The sequence below is a fragment of the Ruegeria sp. CJ3 genome, assembly GCF_056536725.1.
The window spans coordinates 13196-25648 of sequence record NZ_JBQFQE010000007.1; the positions used below are offsets into that span (position 1 = coordinate 13196).

The 12453-nt window shown below is 63.7% G+C and carries 13 protein-coding genes; 8 read left to right on the forward strand and 5 right to left on the reverse strand.

Going from position 1 to position 12453, the window contains the following annotated elements:
- Positions 1-245 precede the first annotated feature (245 nt).
- The 7 genes from ACR0J1_RS13500 to ACR0J1_RS13530 all read left to right on the forward strand — a co-directional run bounded on the left by ACR0J1_RS13500 (position 246) and on the right by ACR0J1_RS13530 (position 5608).
- Positions 246-1253 carry a helix-turn-helix domain-containing protein gene (locus ACR0J1_RS13500; protein ID WP_480733514.1) on the forward strand — a complete coding sequence of 336 codons (1008 nt, stop codon included), beginning with the start codon at positions 246-248 and terminating at the stop codon, positions 1251-1253.
- Between the two features lie 146 nt (positions 1254-1399).
- On the forward strand, positions 1400-1831 hold the full coding sequence (locus ACR0J1_RS13505; RefSeq protein ID WP_480733513.1) for a hypothetical protein: 432 nt from the start codon (positions 1400-1402) through the stop codon (positions 1829-1831).
- A complete protein-coding gene (locus ACR0J1_RS13510; protein ID WP_480733512.1) occupies positions 1828-2478 on the forward strand; it encodes a MotA/TolQ/ExbB proton channel family protein in 651 nt (216 codons plus the stop codon). The genes ACR0J1_RS13505 and ACR0J1_RS13510 overlap by 4 nt, the downstream gene beginning before the upstream one ends.
- A gap of 31 nt (positions 2479-2509) precedes the next feature.
- A complete protein-coding gene (locus ACR0J1_RS13515) occupies positions 2510-2836 on the forward strand; it encodes an ExbD/TolR family protein (protein ID WP_480733511.1) in 327 nt (108 codons plus the stop codon).
- A gap of 4 nt (positions 2837-2840) precedes the next feature.
- Complete coding sequence (locus tag ACR0J1_RS13520) at positions 2841-3218, forward strand: ExbD/TolR family protein (RefSeq protein WP_480733510.1); 378 nt, start codon at positions 2841-2843, stop codon at positions 3216-3218.
- Entirely contained in the window at positions 3215-4213 is a 999-nt protein-coding gene (locus ACR0J1_RS13525) for an energy transducer TonB (protein ID WP_480733509.1), read from the forward strand. The genes ACR0J1_RS13520 and ACR0J1_RS13525 overlap by 4 nt, the downstream gene beginning before the upstream one ends.
- A gap of 180 nt (positions 4214-4393) precedes the next feature.
- A complete protein-coding gene (locus ACR0J1_RS13530; RefSeq protein ID WP_480733508.1) occupies positions 4394-5608 on the forward strand; it encodes a peptidoglycan-binding domain-containing protein in 1215 nt (404 codons plus the stop codon).
- A 95-nt stretch (positions 5609-5703) separates the two neighbouring features.
- Here the strand turns inward: ACR0J1_RS13530 and nagA are convergent, their stop codons facing one another.
- Genes nagA through ACR0J1_RS13555 form a run of 5 tightly spaced genes read right to left on the reverse strand, consistent with a single transcriptional unit; the run spans position 5704 to position 10952 of the window.
- A complete protein-coding gene (gene nagA / locus ACR0J1_RS13535; RefSeq protein WP_480733507.1) occupies positions 5704-6786 on the reverse strand; it encodes an N-acetylglucosamine-6-phosphate deacetylase in 1083 nt (360 codons plus the stop codon).
- 6 nt (positions 6787-6792) lie between these two features.
- Positions 6793-8058 (reverse strand): class II D-tagatose-bisphosphate aldolase non-catalytic subunit, encoded by a 1266-nt coding sequence (locus ACR0J1_RS13540; RefSeq protein ID WP_480733506.1) that lies wholly within the window; start codon positions 8056-8058, stop codon positions 6793-6795.
- A gap of 4 nt (positions 8059-8062) precedes the next feature.
- The gene (locus tag ACR0J1_RS13545; RefSeq protein WP_480733505.1) at positions 8063-8992 is read right to left on the reverse strand and encodes an ROK family protein; all 930 of its coding nucleotides are present in this window, start codon (positions 8990-8992) and stop codon (positions 8063-8065) included.
- A complete protein-coding gene (locus ACR0J1_RS13550) occupies positions 8985-10070 on the reverse strand; it encodes an SIS domain-containing protein (RefSeq protein WP_480733504.1) in 1086 nt (361 codons plus the stop codon). The genes ACR0J1_RS13545 and ACR0J1_RS13550 overlap by 8 nt, the downstream gene beginning before the upstream one ends.
- A gap of 3 nt (positions 10071-10073) precedes the next feature.
- Complete coding sequence (locus tag ACR0J1_RS13555; RefSeq protein ID WP_480733503.1) at positions 10074-10952, reverse strand: transcriptional regulator; 879 nt, start codon at positions 10950-10952, stop codon at positions 10074-10076.
- Between the two features lie 187 nt (positions 10953-11139).
- Here ACR0J1_RS13555 and ACR0J1_RS13560 point away from each other — a divergent pair, with 187 nt between their 5' ends.
- On the forward strand, positions 11140-12417 hold the full coding sequence (locus tag ACR0J1_RS13560) for an ABC transporter substrate-binding protein (protein ID WP_480733502.1): 1278 nt from the start codon (positions 11140-11142) through the stop codon (positions 12415-12417).
- Positions 12418-12453 lie beyond the last annotated feature (36 nt).

Below are 12453 nucleotides of genomic sequence, written 5' to 3' on the forward strand. Positions count from 1 at the left end.
TCCCTGAATCTAATATGGCCGGGGGCAGAATTTATTGTGATGTGAATATGGCTTCGCCCCCCGGAAGGCCCGAAACTGTCGGGCCGCTTGATCATAACTCATATTCAGAGAAAAGCATAACGTCGGATGCAGGGGGCTTCTTGTCATTTCACGCCAGAGGGCGGTCAAAGTTTGCTTGCAACCGCCGAAGTTTCGGCAACATTGTCTAACGAGGTAAATGGCTTACGTTGGGGTCGGGGGGGAACATGCCATTGAATGGGTTTGTCACAACCACGGCTGCCGGAATGGGTGGATTGCCGGAACGGCTGCAGGACAGTGCCGGTCCGGCAGCGGTCGAGCGCGCCTTTGCCCGCGCCGATCTTCCCATCGAGCTGCTGAACGACCTGTCGTTGCGCATTCCGATGACCTCGATGATCGCGCTGTTTGGCGAAGCCGAACGGTTTACCGACCACCCGCAGTTCGGCTTGCAGATCGGCCTTGAGATGACGGGCCGTGAGATCGGTGCATGGTTCGAATATTCAAGCCAGGCCAGCACCTTGCGCCTTGGCCTTCAGCGTTTGGGCCGGGCGATCACGCTGTTTCAGAACGGCCCGTCGGTGACACTGATCGAAATGCGCAGCGGCGGGATCATGCGCTATCACGTACCGCGGGACAAAACGGTGACCTACGCGGCCCATAGCGATCATAACGTGCCGCTGATGCTGGATTTCGTGCAGCGATATCTGGGTCCTGACTGGCGCCCCCGCTGGATCGAGATCGACTATCCCGACCGGGGTCATGGGTCTGGCTTTGCCGATCTGGTGCAAAGTCAGCCGCTTTATGGGCGCTCGGCGCTGTCGTTGCCCCTGACCACGGCCGAACTTGACACCCTGCGACCCCGGACGCTTCGATCTGACCAGACGCTGTGTTGGGCCGACGTGCAGGCGCAGACTGCGGCCGAGGCGAATGACTTCATGATCGCGGTTGAGGCCTGCGTGCTTCTGGACATGCTGGACGGTCCGCCCGAGTTGGATTCGGTTGCCCGGCGCATGAACCTGAGCGCCCGCAGCCTGCAGCGCCGTCTGATGGTCCGGGGTCATTCCTTCCGCGATGTGCTGGCCCGGGTCCGATACCGCCGCGCGCTCAGCCTGCTGCACGAGACCGACCTCGGCGTGACCGAGATCGCGCACCGGCTGGGATACAGCGAGGTCGCCAACTTCTCGCGCGCCTTCAAATCCTGGGCAGGCTGCGCGCCATCGAATATCACACGCTGATACGACGGGCGACAATGTCCCGCCTCTGCCCGCCGAGCCCAACAACACAATCGCGCCAGCTGCTCTTTCGTGCGCAGGTTGGATTGGATAAGACAAAGGCAGAACCGCAGTTTTCAACTCCACGCTGCGCAATCCGGAGCCTGCCTATGCCGTTTCGTCGCCTTGCCCAAGCCGTTGCATGTGCCTGCATCTTCCCCGCCATGGCGCTGGCACAGGCCGCTGATGAGCCGACGGGCCTGATGTTGGAGCTCAACACCCTTCAGGACACTGGCAACGCCTGCCGGTTGACCTTTCTGGTGCAGAACGGAACCGGTACGGCGATCGAGAAGGCTGTGTTCGAGACTGTGATCTTCGACACGTCGGGCGGCGTCGTCAGCCTGTCTCTGTTCGATTTCCGCGACCTGCCGCCGGACCGGCCCCGGGTGCGGCAGTTCGATCTGCCGGGGCAGGATTGCAACGCGGTGGGCCGGGCGCTGATCAATGGTGCGCATTCCTGCGTGGTGGATGGGGCTGAAAGCGGTATATGCGCCGATGGCCTGTCGCTGCGTAGCCGCTCGGATGTGGAGCTTTTGGGATGACCTTGCTGGAGCCTATACGCCAGATCGTGGCCCTGGGCGGGCCGGTTGTGGCGATCCTTATCGTGATGTCGGTGCTGACGCTGGCGGTTACGCTGTACAAGCTTTGGCAGTTCGCGGTGTCGGGCGTGGGACGGCATCGGGTGCTATTGCAGGCGCTTGCGGCATGGGATGCCGGCGATCATCAGAAGGCGCGGGCGCGTCTTGCCAAAAGCCGCAGCTATCTTGCGCCGCTGGTCGGCGCGGCGATGGATGCGCCGGACTTGCCGGGGCTGGATGACCGGCTGGATGCCGAGGCTGGGCTGGCGCTTGCGGGGCTCGAACGAGGGTTCCGTTTGCTGGACACCGTGGCGCAGCTTGCGCCGCTGCTAGGGCTGTTCGGTACAGTGCTGGGAATGATCGAGGCGTTTCAGAGCCTGCAACAGGCCGGGACCGCCGTTGATCCGTCGCTGCTTGCGGGCGGGATCTGGGTGGCGCTGGTCACCACGGCGGTCGGGCTGGCGGTGGCGATGCCCACCTCGATGGTGCTGTCCTGGTTCGAAAGCCGCACCGCGCGGGAACGGGTGTTTGCCGACAAGGCGCTGAGGACAATTCTGGTGCCCGGCGAGTTGGCGGAGGGGGCGGACCGCACCATGCCCGAACATGCGTAACGCGGCACCCTTTGTCCGGCGCCAGATGTCGATGACCCCGCTTGTCGACGTGATCTTTCTGCTGCTGTTGTTTTTCATGCTGTCCTCGACATTTTCAACCTTTGGCGAGATCGAGCTGAGCCATGCCGCCGCCGGTGGAACCGCACCATCCGAGCCGTCCGAGCGGTTTTTCCTGCAACTGGGGTCCGACCGGCTGGTGCTGAATGGCGCGCCGGTCACGCTGGATGATCTGGTGCCGGAACTCGAGGCCGGGCAGGTGCTGGTCAGCCTTGACGAAGACGTCACGGCGCAGCGGCTGACGGATGTACTCGTGCGGTTGCGCGGGCGCGACGGGCTGAGCGTTCTGGTGCTGGAGTAGGCCGATGATCCGCCGTCCCCCAGCCCGCCGCAGGCGCGATTCAACGATTGCCTTGGTCAACATCGTTTTTCTGATGCTGATCTTCTTTCTGATCGCGGGCACGGTTGCCCCGCCGCTGGACCCAGAGCTGGAGCTTGTGGACACCGCCGGGCTTGAAGGGCGCGAGCCGCCAGATGCGCTGGTGCTGCACCGGGACGGGACGCTCAGCTTTCGTGGGGTCGAAACCGATCCTGAGACCTTCATGGCCGGTCATGGGCCCGGTCCGGTGCGCATCGTGCCGGACCGCGACGCGCCGGGCCCCCGATTGATCGAGGTGACGGGGGCACTGCGTCGCCACGGTGCGGGGTCGGTCTTTCTGGTCACTGAACGGGCGCTGCGATGATCCGGGGGTCGATCGGTGTTGCGGTGGTGGCCGTTATCGTGTCGCTGATCCTGCACATTCTGGGCCTGAGCATGACGGCATCCGAACCCACCGCGCCCCCTGCACAGCAGCGCGCCTCTGAGGCGGTCGATCTGAGCAGCAGCTTCGAGGACCTCGCCGAGGTGCCCGAGGAACCGCCCGAGCCTGAAACGGCTGAGACCCCCGAGCCCGAAGCGGCCGAAATCCCGACCAGTCAGGCGCTTGTCGCGTCCGAGGACCCGCAGCGGGTCTTTGCACCCGATTTCGGCGAGGCCGCGCCGGTTCGCCCCGACACGGTCGAGCCGGTCGAGGCCCAGCCCACCCCGCCTGCCGACAACGATGAGGCCACGCGCGCGGATGCAGAAGACGCGCAGCCGGTGGCGACCGACGAGGTGGCCGAGACACCCCGGGGCGAGCCCGCCACCGAAGAACCACCCCCCGAGGCCGAAGCGCCGGCGCCGCCGGTCGTGGCAGCGCTGGATCCGTCGGAGGAGGTCGCGCCCGCGGACTCCGAGCAGGCCGTGACCACGTCCATTCGCCCCCGCCTTCCCACTCGCCAGCCCGAGGCGGACCCAGGTGGGGCCGAGGACTTTGCAGACCTACGCTTTCCGCAGCAGGTCATCGAATCCCCGCTGACCACCTTCCAGCGCGAGGGGCGGGATGCCTTCACCCAAAGCAACCGCACCCAGCAGTCCGGGGGGCGCCGGCCGGGGAACTCGAATGTCACCAATTATGCCGGGCAGGTTCTGGTGCACCTGAATCGATCACCTTCGATCTTTGTGCCGGTCCGCGGCTTTGCGCGTGTCTTCTTCGAGATCAACCCGGACGGGACGCTGGCCTGGGTCGAGATCACCGACAGTTCAGGCTCGACCCAGATCGACAGCGCGGCCAAAAGACAGGTTCGCGCCGCCGCCCCGTTTCCACCTCCGCCCGGCGGGGTCAGCCGCAAACTGTCGTTTTTCTTCCAAAACGGTTGATGGCGTAGACCGATATTTTTGGGGTTATCATAGCGTCACCCGCCAGCCGCTAAGGTCCGCAAATCACCCAATGCGAGTAATCGAACTTCGAGTTTCGCGTGGACGTAAAGTGCCCAACCGGCTATCCTGACCGGCATTTAGTAAAGTTCGGTTTTTCTCGGCTGCCTTGAGGTCTTTGTTATGAAAAAACAATCAGTTGTTGTACTTGTTGCGGCGTCTTTGGCCGTGTCGGTTCCTGCAAAATTGTCGGCGGATGCTGCGGATCTGATCATCGGCGGCGTGGCCGGGGCGCTTTTGTATAAGGGCATCTCGGAAAATCAGAAGGCGAAACGGCAGGGGCAGGTTACCCGCAAATCGACCTCGGGCGGGGGGGCGTCTGCGTCCAGCCTGAACGGGCAATACACCCGTGCCGAGCGTATCCAGATTCAAAGCGCGTTCCGGGATCTTGGCTACAGTATCGGAACAGTCGATGGTGTTCTGGGGCGCAACAGCCGCGCTGTTATCCGCCAGTTTCAGGCCTCGCTCGGCGAGCCGCAGACCGGCCAGTTGACCCGACCGCAATATGTTACGCTTTTAAGTCAGGTGCCGGGATCGCAGGCGGTTTTCGCCCGGCGCGAGTTGAACCGAGACGAGGTTTTCATGCTGCAGCAAGGCCTGCAGACACTGGGCTACTATAACGGGCGCATTGACGGTTCGAACGGGCCCGGGACACGTGGCGCGATGAACGCGTTTCTGGCACGGCAGGGCCTGGGCCCGGCCTCGGTAACGCCGGTGCAGGGGCTGGTCATGGCCCGCAACGCTGCGGGATTGCAGTCGCCCCAGTATCTGTATCAGGAAGCAAGTATGCAGAACGGCGTGCAACCCTTTGGTGCGCAGCCTCCGGCTCAGGCGGGGTACGGTGCGCAGCAGCCCAATCAGTTTGGCGCTCCGACCGGGCAGGCCCCGGTTCAGGCCTTTGGCGCCCCGGCCCAGCAGGCCGGACAGGGCCAGTTTGGGGCAGCACCCGCCCCGCAACAAGCGTTCGGCGCTCCGGCGGCCGGCCAGCAGGCCCCGCTGTTCGGAACCCCTCAGCAGCAGCCGGTCGTGCCGCAGCAGGGTACTCCGGTGAATACGCAACAGAACCTGTTCGCGCCCGCAGCGCCACAGCAGCAAGCACCGCAGCCAGTGGTCCCGCAGGGCGGAGGCAACACCAGCCTGTTTGCCGCGGGCGGTGCCGCGCCGCAGCAGCAGGTGGTACAGCAGGCCCCGCAAAGCAGCCTCGACATCTATTCGGGGACGGCGCAGCAAGTGCCTCAGACCAATCAGGTTGCGAACCAGACACAGCCGGCGCCCACGGGGCAAGGCGGGTTGGGGACGTCAACGTCCTTGGTGTCGACCAGCGGCACCGGCAACTGACCGGCAGTCGTGCAATGCTATGATCTGAGGGCGCAGGCGATGAGGTCAAATTGAGTTGCGCCGGACCAGTTAGGGCCTAATGCTGGCAGTTGGGTTCAGCCAGCAATATGCCCAAGACGGTTGTCCTTGCTGCCGATGATCCCGGGCGCATCCAGTTGCATCATTTCGAACGGATTTGCTGTTGCCATGCGCAGGGCCTGAGCGGCGGGGACGCCAACGCTGCTAATCATGCGCTGTACTGAGTCCGCCAGCGTGATATGCGCCCCGGCCAGAGAGCCCTGCGCGTTGACAAGGCGGCCTTGGTTGACGCGGATGATCTCGCCATAGAGTTCGAAATGATCCGGTCCGCCGACGGTGGACATCGCGTCCGACACCAGAACAATCCGGTTCGGTACCGGGCGCGCGCGGGTCGCAAGGGCGACCATCTCATCCTCGACATGATGGCCGTCGGCGATAATGCCACACCAGACATCGCTGTTGATTGCAGCTCCGGTCAGCATCGGCGTCCGCGAGGTCATCTGCGGCATCCCGTTGAACAGATGCGTGAAACAGCGCAAGCCTTCGGCCAGCGCGTGGCGGGTCTGTTCGGCGGTTGCGGCGCTGTGCCCGGCCGAGACGATGACGCCCATCGCGCTGAGCCGAGCGATCAGGCCGGGCGCGACGGTTTCCGGGGCCAGTGTCAGCAACACTGGGACATCGGCGCGTCGCAAGCGCTCTAGCACTGACATCGTTGCGTCGTCGAACGGGCGGATGAAGGCGGGATTATGCGTGCCTTTATGGGCCAGGCTGATATGCGGCCCTTCGATATGGATACCCAGGACGCCATTTCGACCCAGCTCTTCGGTCACGGCCTGTGCAGCGCGTGCCATGACCTCGGCGCTGTCGGTGATCACCGTGGGCAGTAGAAATGCCGTTCCGGCGGCGTTATGGGCCTGCGCGATCCGGCGTACGCCCTCGCGGGTTGGGGTGTTGTTCAGCATCACGCCACCGCCGCCATTGACCTGCACATCGAACAGGCCGGGGCTCAGGACGCCGTCGATGGGCTCGATGGTTGCGCCGTCAGGCACCGCGTTCAGGGGTTGGATATCGGTGACCGTGCCATCCTCGGTAACAAGAACGGTGCTGGTCGACAGGTCCTGCCCGTCGAACAGGGCCTTGGGGTGAAGATAGCGTTTCATGCGGGTTCAGAAGAAATAGGGCCGCAGGGCCTGTTGGATCTGGGCCACAATCAGCGCACGAGACCAGCCGTTGCCGCGGCCTTGCAGATCAGTGGCACGGGCGATGACCTCCGGGGCAAAGCACTGTTCCAGAACCGGTGCTGGCGGGCAGTCGGTTCCGAGCCTGTCGAGCAGACCCGAGACGGCCTGCCGGGCCTTAGGGTCGGGCCAGTAGTACCGGATGCGATCGGCATAGCCGAAATGGCGTTGCAGGCGCAGGTCCTCAGGGGTGCCGACATAGTGCTTTTGCCAATATCCGGGCTGATCCAGCATGATCTGTTCCATCTGCGGCATCAGCGCGGGGCCATCCTTACCCAGAAGGTCCCGCAGATGATCCAGCGCATACAACGCCTGACGATAGGCAAAGGTCAGCGCGGGGCCGACTTTCAACACGCTGAAATGCCGGGCCGCCAGATCGGGATAGACCGCGGGGTTCTGGTAGTCGGTCGAGTGGGCCTCGAAACAGATATGCGGCACGTCCGTCAGGGCCTGAGACAGGTGATCGGGCGCGCTGCGGTCGAAATGGTCGATATGGGTCGGTGCAAATTCCAGTCCTGGCTGGACGACCAGCCCGATGACACGCGCCCAGGCCTGCGCCACACCTGCCGCTTCAAAGGCTGCAACGTGGGTCTGCAGAGTTTTGCGGGCATGGGCGGGATCGGTTGGGGTGATGCCCTGACCCTCTTCCTCGGCGCGCGCGCCACCGGGCGGGGGGACCTCGGTGCCGATCACGTAGCTCAGGCGGTCGGGATCAGGCGCCGCGGCCTCGCACACGGCGGCCAGACGGGCGGCGCGGTCGGCCGAGGTTTGATCGTCGACCTGCGCGGGCTCTCCGGCGCAGCCTTCGGAACAGTCGAGGTGGATCTTGGTGAACCCGGCCTGCACATAGGCGCGCATCAGATCCTCGGCTTTGGCCATTGCGCTGTCGGCGGGTTCGCTGCGCCAGACCTGCGGGCCAAGGTGGTCGCCTCCGAATTGGATCAGGGCCGGGTCGGTCCCGGTTTCCTGCGCAATGCCGTTAACAAAGGCGATGAAGTCGGCGGGCTGCATCCCAGTATAGCCGCCGAACTGGTTGACCTGATTGCTGGTCGCTTCGATCAGAATTGGGCGCTGCATATCTTGCGCCATCAACAGCGAGGCTCGCAAAACGTCGGGCTGTGCCGAACAGACCGAGGCAACGGCAACCGGCGTTCCGGCCCGATTGCGCGCATTCAGGTCCGAGAAAAAGCTCATGGGGTCAGGTCCTTCCGGCACTTGGGCACACCAGCAGAGCCGCCCCGCGGGTGCCGCTGCTGTCGCCGAATTTGGGTTTGCGGATGTCGGGCGCGCGCAGGCCCGGCAACGCCGAGGCCGCCAGCGCCCGAGAGAGTTTGCGGTCCAGCCCGTCGATCTTGCTGAGCCCGCCCCCCAGCACGATGCAATCGGGGTCGATATGCAGTTGCAGGCTGTGCAAAAGCTCTCCGGCGATCTGCAGCCAGACCTCAAAGACCCGCTGCGCGTCGGCATCGTTTTGCAGGGTGGCGGCGACAATCTGGGGGGCCGTGCGGCGCTGACCGGTGAGCGTGTCGGACAGCCGCTCCATGCCCGCGCCGGACAGGTAGGTTTCGAAACACCCCTGTCGCCCGCAGCCGCAAGGCAGGAGCGGCAGGCCGTATTGCGCCACCAGCGGGGCGGGCAGGGCGGCGTGGCCGATCTCGCCCGCCAGCGCGTTCGGGCCGGGCATCAACCTGCCGTCGACCACAACGCCGCCGCCCAGACCAGTGCCGAGGATCAGGCCAAAGACCGTGTGGTGGCCGTCGCCGGCACCACCGACCGCCTCGGACAAAGCAAAACACTTGCAGTCATTGGCCAGCCGGATCGTCCCGCCGCTGCGGGCCTTCAGGTCGGCCCCCAGAGGCTTGCCGTTGGCGGGCAGGTTGGCGGTGACCGAATGGCCGGTGACCGGATCGATCAGACCCGGAATACCGACACCCACCGGAAGATCGACGTGCTGCGCTTCGGACTGCAGCCACGCAACCTCGGTGCCAAGCGCGTCGAGCAGATCAGCGTAACTGTCCCGGGGCGTGGCGACACGGCGCGAGGCGAGGGGGGTCAGGTCGCCATCAAACAGCGTCGCCTCGATCTTGGTGCCGCCAAGATCAATGCCGCCGCAGACCGCGTCAGACATAGAGGCGGACATGGCTGACTACCCGGCTGAGGTTGCCGCCTTCGAACGGGTTATCCACGTTCAGGCCCAGCGACTTGGACCACGCGACCGACAGCATCTGCGCCACCAGCACATAAAGTGCGGTGTTCCAGACATCCGGCAGGCCTGTGGACAGGCTCAGGTCCGGGACGGCTCCGTGAGTGGGATCGCCGATGCTGAGGGTGCGTGTGGCGGGGAACTGGCTGCGCAGTTCGGCCACGATGTCGTCGTCATATTTACGGGTCAGCGGGTCCGAGGACAGGAACACGAACACGGTTGTTTCGTCATCGGTGATCGCCTTGGGGCCGTGTCGGAAACCCAGCGTACTGTCCCAGGCCGTCACCACCTGACCCGCAGCCAGTTCCAGAACCTTCAGCGCAGACTCCCGCGCGGTGCCCAGATAGGGCCCCGAGCCCAAAAATACCGCGCGCGCCGGGCGCGGCAGGTTCGGCGCGTCTTGCAGCAAACCGCGCGCGACGTCGGCAAGAGTGGTGAGGTTGGCGGAAATTGCGGTCTCCTTGGTGCCCGACAAACAGGCCAGCGCCGTCAGCAGCATCGTGGTATAGCTGGAGGTCATCGCAAAGCCCTGATCATGGCAGGCGTCGGGCAGCACGATCACCTTTTGCTGACCCGGTCCCGGATGCGCGCGCGTGGCCAGTGCGCTGTCGGCGTTGCAGGTGATGTTCAACCGGTCCGCCGCCGGGCAGTCCCGGTCCAGCAAATCCAGCGTGCCCAAGGTCTCGGAACTGTTCCCGGACCGGCCAAAGGACACGACCAGCGGGCGCAGCCCCGGTTTCAAGTAATCCGCCGGACGCGCAACCAGATCGGTCGAGGGCACGGCGCGGACCGGAATGCCCAGCAGCCCGTCCAGATAGACGCACAGCGCATCCCCGATAAAGGCCGAGGTTCCCGCCCCCGTCAGCCAGATCACATCCGGCTTGCGCGCTGCGATCCAGCCCGAGACATCCGCCGCCATACCGGGCAGGATGTGCGACCAGCCCTGCCAGATATCCGGCTGTGCGGCAATTTCCGTTTCGGTTGCCCAGATATTAACGCTCATGAATTACGTCCGTTCTTTTGATGGTGTTGCCGCAGGTTCGGGAATGTCGGCGAGGTGAAGCCGGACATTCCTGCTGCGCAAGTCTTGTTGCATGTCAGCTGGCATCGAACTGTCCGAGACGATAGCGTCCACCTGAGACAGATCGCAGATGCGGTGCAGTTTGGTGGGGCCGAACTTGCTGGCGTCGGCCAGCACGATCACTCGGCGGCTGGCACGGATCATGGCGCGGTTCAGATGCGCCTCGTCCTCGCTGAAGGTCGACAGGCCGAAGGCGGGATCGATCCGGTCGGCCCCCATCAGCACCGTGTCGAAAGACATCGTCTCGAGCGTGGTTTCAACCAGCCGCCCGCTGAGCGACATGGCGTTCTGGCGCAGGACACCCCCGGTCAGCATCAGTTCGTGTTGCGGGCATTCGTGCAAGGCCAGCATCAGGTTCAGGCCCGTGGTCATCAGGATCTTGGCCGGTGCTTCGCGCAGATGTTCGGCCATGAACTGCACCGTCGACCCCGAATCCAGCAGGATCGAGTGGTCGTCTGCAATCAATTCCGCGGCCAAGGCGGCGACGGCCAGTTTGGCCCGTTTGTTGACAACTTCCTTGTCGCGGATGGTCGGTTCAAACTCGGCGCTGTTGCCGCCTTCTCCGGCGGCGGTGGCCATTGCGACGGCGATGCGCAGGTCGGGCAGGCCCTTGAAACCGTAGCGGCGGCCAAACCGGATCAGGCTGGGCTCGCTGACGCCAATGGTTTCGGACAATTCGCGCAGAGGCTGGCGGATGAACTGGGTGGGATTGGCCAGCAGGAACTCGGCCACGTTGCGCAGGGCGCGCGACAATTCCGGCAGGTCGCGTTCGATCTGGTTCAGAATGTCAGCCTTGTCAGCCAAATGAGTGTCCTTCATGCTCTGCGAGATATCAGCAAAACTACATTACTGGAACTCAGAAAGAAAACAACTCCCAATTCTGGGCTGCAAAAGTAGGTAAAATTCAAGAAATGTTGCAAAACTACATTTCGGGTCGTAAGGTCCGATTCGAAATCGCCGTCTCTGGCGCAACCTTGAGGGAGGAATTCTTGTGTCTCACATCAAACTTTCCGGCTTGAGCCTGATCGCCAGCCTGACCGCCAGCGTGGCGTTTGCGGAAACCGAGATCACCTATTGGTCGTTCTGGAACGAGCCTGAACCACAGGCGCAGGTTCTGAAGGCGCTGATGGATGAGTATAGCGCAGCCAACCCGGATGTGACCTTCAATGTTGTCTGGAATGGACGCCAGAACCAGACAACCGTCCGGAACGCGCTGGCCGGCGGCACAAGCATTGATCTGATGGATGCGGACATGGACGGCCTGAACGGCGGTCTGGTCGGGCAGGGCGCGGCGGTTGCGCTGGACGGTCTGGTCGCCTCCGACTCACCCGATGGCGGCACCGTGGGCGCGGCTCTGTATCCCGCGCTGCTGGCCAATGCCGAACTGAACGGCTCGGTCGGGCAGATGCCGTACGCCTTCTATACGTACCAGATATTCTACAACGCAGCCCAACTGCGTGATGCCGGTGTGGCCGAGACCCCCTCCACCTGGGCGCAATATATGGACGCGATGAAGGCGGTTCAGACGAGCGGCGTGAACGCGATCGCGGTGGAAAGCGATATCGCGTTCTACAACATCAACTGGTTCAACTACCTGCTTGCGCGCATCGCAGGCCCTGATTTCGTGCTGAAAGCGGCCGAGGACAAGACCGGCGAGACATGGCGCGACCCCGCCGTGCGTCAGGCGCTGGAGCTTGAGGCAGCCCTTTGGGCCGATGGTCTGATCCCCGAGGAAAGCAGGGGCTACCAGTGGCCAGCCGGTCAGCAGACTCTGGCGTTCGGCGAAACCGCGACCGAACTGGTTGGCTCGTGGCTGCCCATCGAACTGGCCGATCAGGTGGAAGAGGGCTTTGAATGGGGTGCGATGAACTTCCCCATGGTCGAAGGCGGCAAGGGTGACGTGAACGACACCATCATCTACGCGGTCAGCTTTGCGATCCCCGAAGGTGCCGAAGATGCCGAGGCTGCGCAGGACTTCATCAAATTCGCGCTCAGCAAATCTGCTCAGCAGAAGATGGCAGACGATGCGCTGATCGGCGTGGCCAATGCCTCGGTCGAATGGGCCGATGTCATTGCGGATAGCCGCGAAGCGGTGGCGAACGCCACAAGCCTGTTGTCCGAGAACCTGGGCCTCAAGGTTGCCTATGCGGATTATTCCAGCAACATCTATGAGGCGATGCACAACAAGGTGTTCCTGGGCCAGATCACTGTTGATGAGTTCATTGACGGCATGGTCGAGCAGACCAAAGGCTATTGGGAAAACCGCTGATTTCAGCATCTGACCGGCCCTGACACCGGGGCCGGT

What these genes read in the sequence shown, in the direction of transcription:
- ACR0J1_RS13500 (WP_480733514.1), top strand. Translation starts at nt 246, where the DNA reads ATGCCATTGAATGGGTTTGTCACAACCACGGCTGCCGGAATGGGTGGA.
- ACR0J1_RS13505 (WP_480733513.1), top strand. Translation starts at nt 1,400, where the DNA reads ATGCCGTTTCGTCGCCTTGCCCAAGCCGTTGCATGTGCCTGCATCTTC.
- ACR0J1_RS13510 (WP_480733512.1), top strand. Translation starts at nt 1,828, where the DNA reads ATGACCTTGCTGGAGCCTATACGCCAGATCGTGGCCCTGGGCGGGCCG.
- ACR0J1_RS13515 (WP_480733511.1), top strand. Translation starts at nt 2,510, where the DNA reads ATGACCCCGCTTGTCGACGTGATCTTTCTGCTGCTGTTGTTTTTCATG.
- ACR0J1_RS13520 (WP_480733510.1), top strand. Translation starts at nt 2,841, where the DNA reads ATGATCCGCCGTCCCCCAGCCCGCCGCAGGCGCGATTCAACGATTGCC.
- ACR0J1_RS13525 (WP_480733509.1), top strand. Translation starts at nt 3,215, where the DNA reads ATGATCCGGGGGTCGATCGGTGTTGCGGTGGTGGCCGTTATCGTGTCG.
- ACR0J1_RS13530 (WP_480733508.1), top strand. Translation starts at nt 4,394, where the DNA reads ATGAAAAAACAATCAGTTGTTGTACTTGTTGCGGCGTCTTTGGCCGTG.
- nagA (WP_480733507.1), bottom strand. Translation starts at nt 6,786, where the DNA reads ATGAAACGCTATCTTCACCCCAAGGCCCTGTTCGACGGGCAGGACCTG.
- ACR0J1_RS13540 (WP_480733506.1), bottom strand. Translation starts at nt 8,058, where the DNA reads ATGAGCTTTTTCTCGGACCTGAATGCGCGCAATCGGGCCGGAACGCCG.
- ACR0J1_RS13545 (WP_480733505.1), bottom strand. Translation starts at nt 8,992, where the DNA reads ATGTCTGACGCGGTCTGCGGCGGCATTGATCTTGGCGGCACCAAGATC.
- ACR0J1_RS13550 (WP_480733504.1), bottom strand. Translation starts at nt 10,070, where the DNA reads ATGAGCGTTAATATCTGGGCAACCGAAACGGAAATTGCCGCACAGCCG.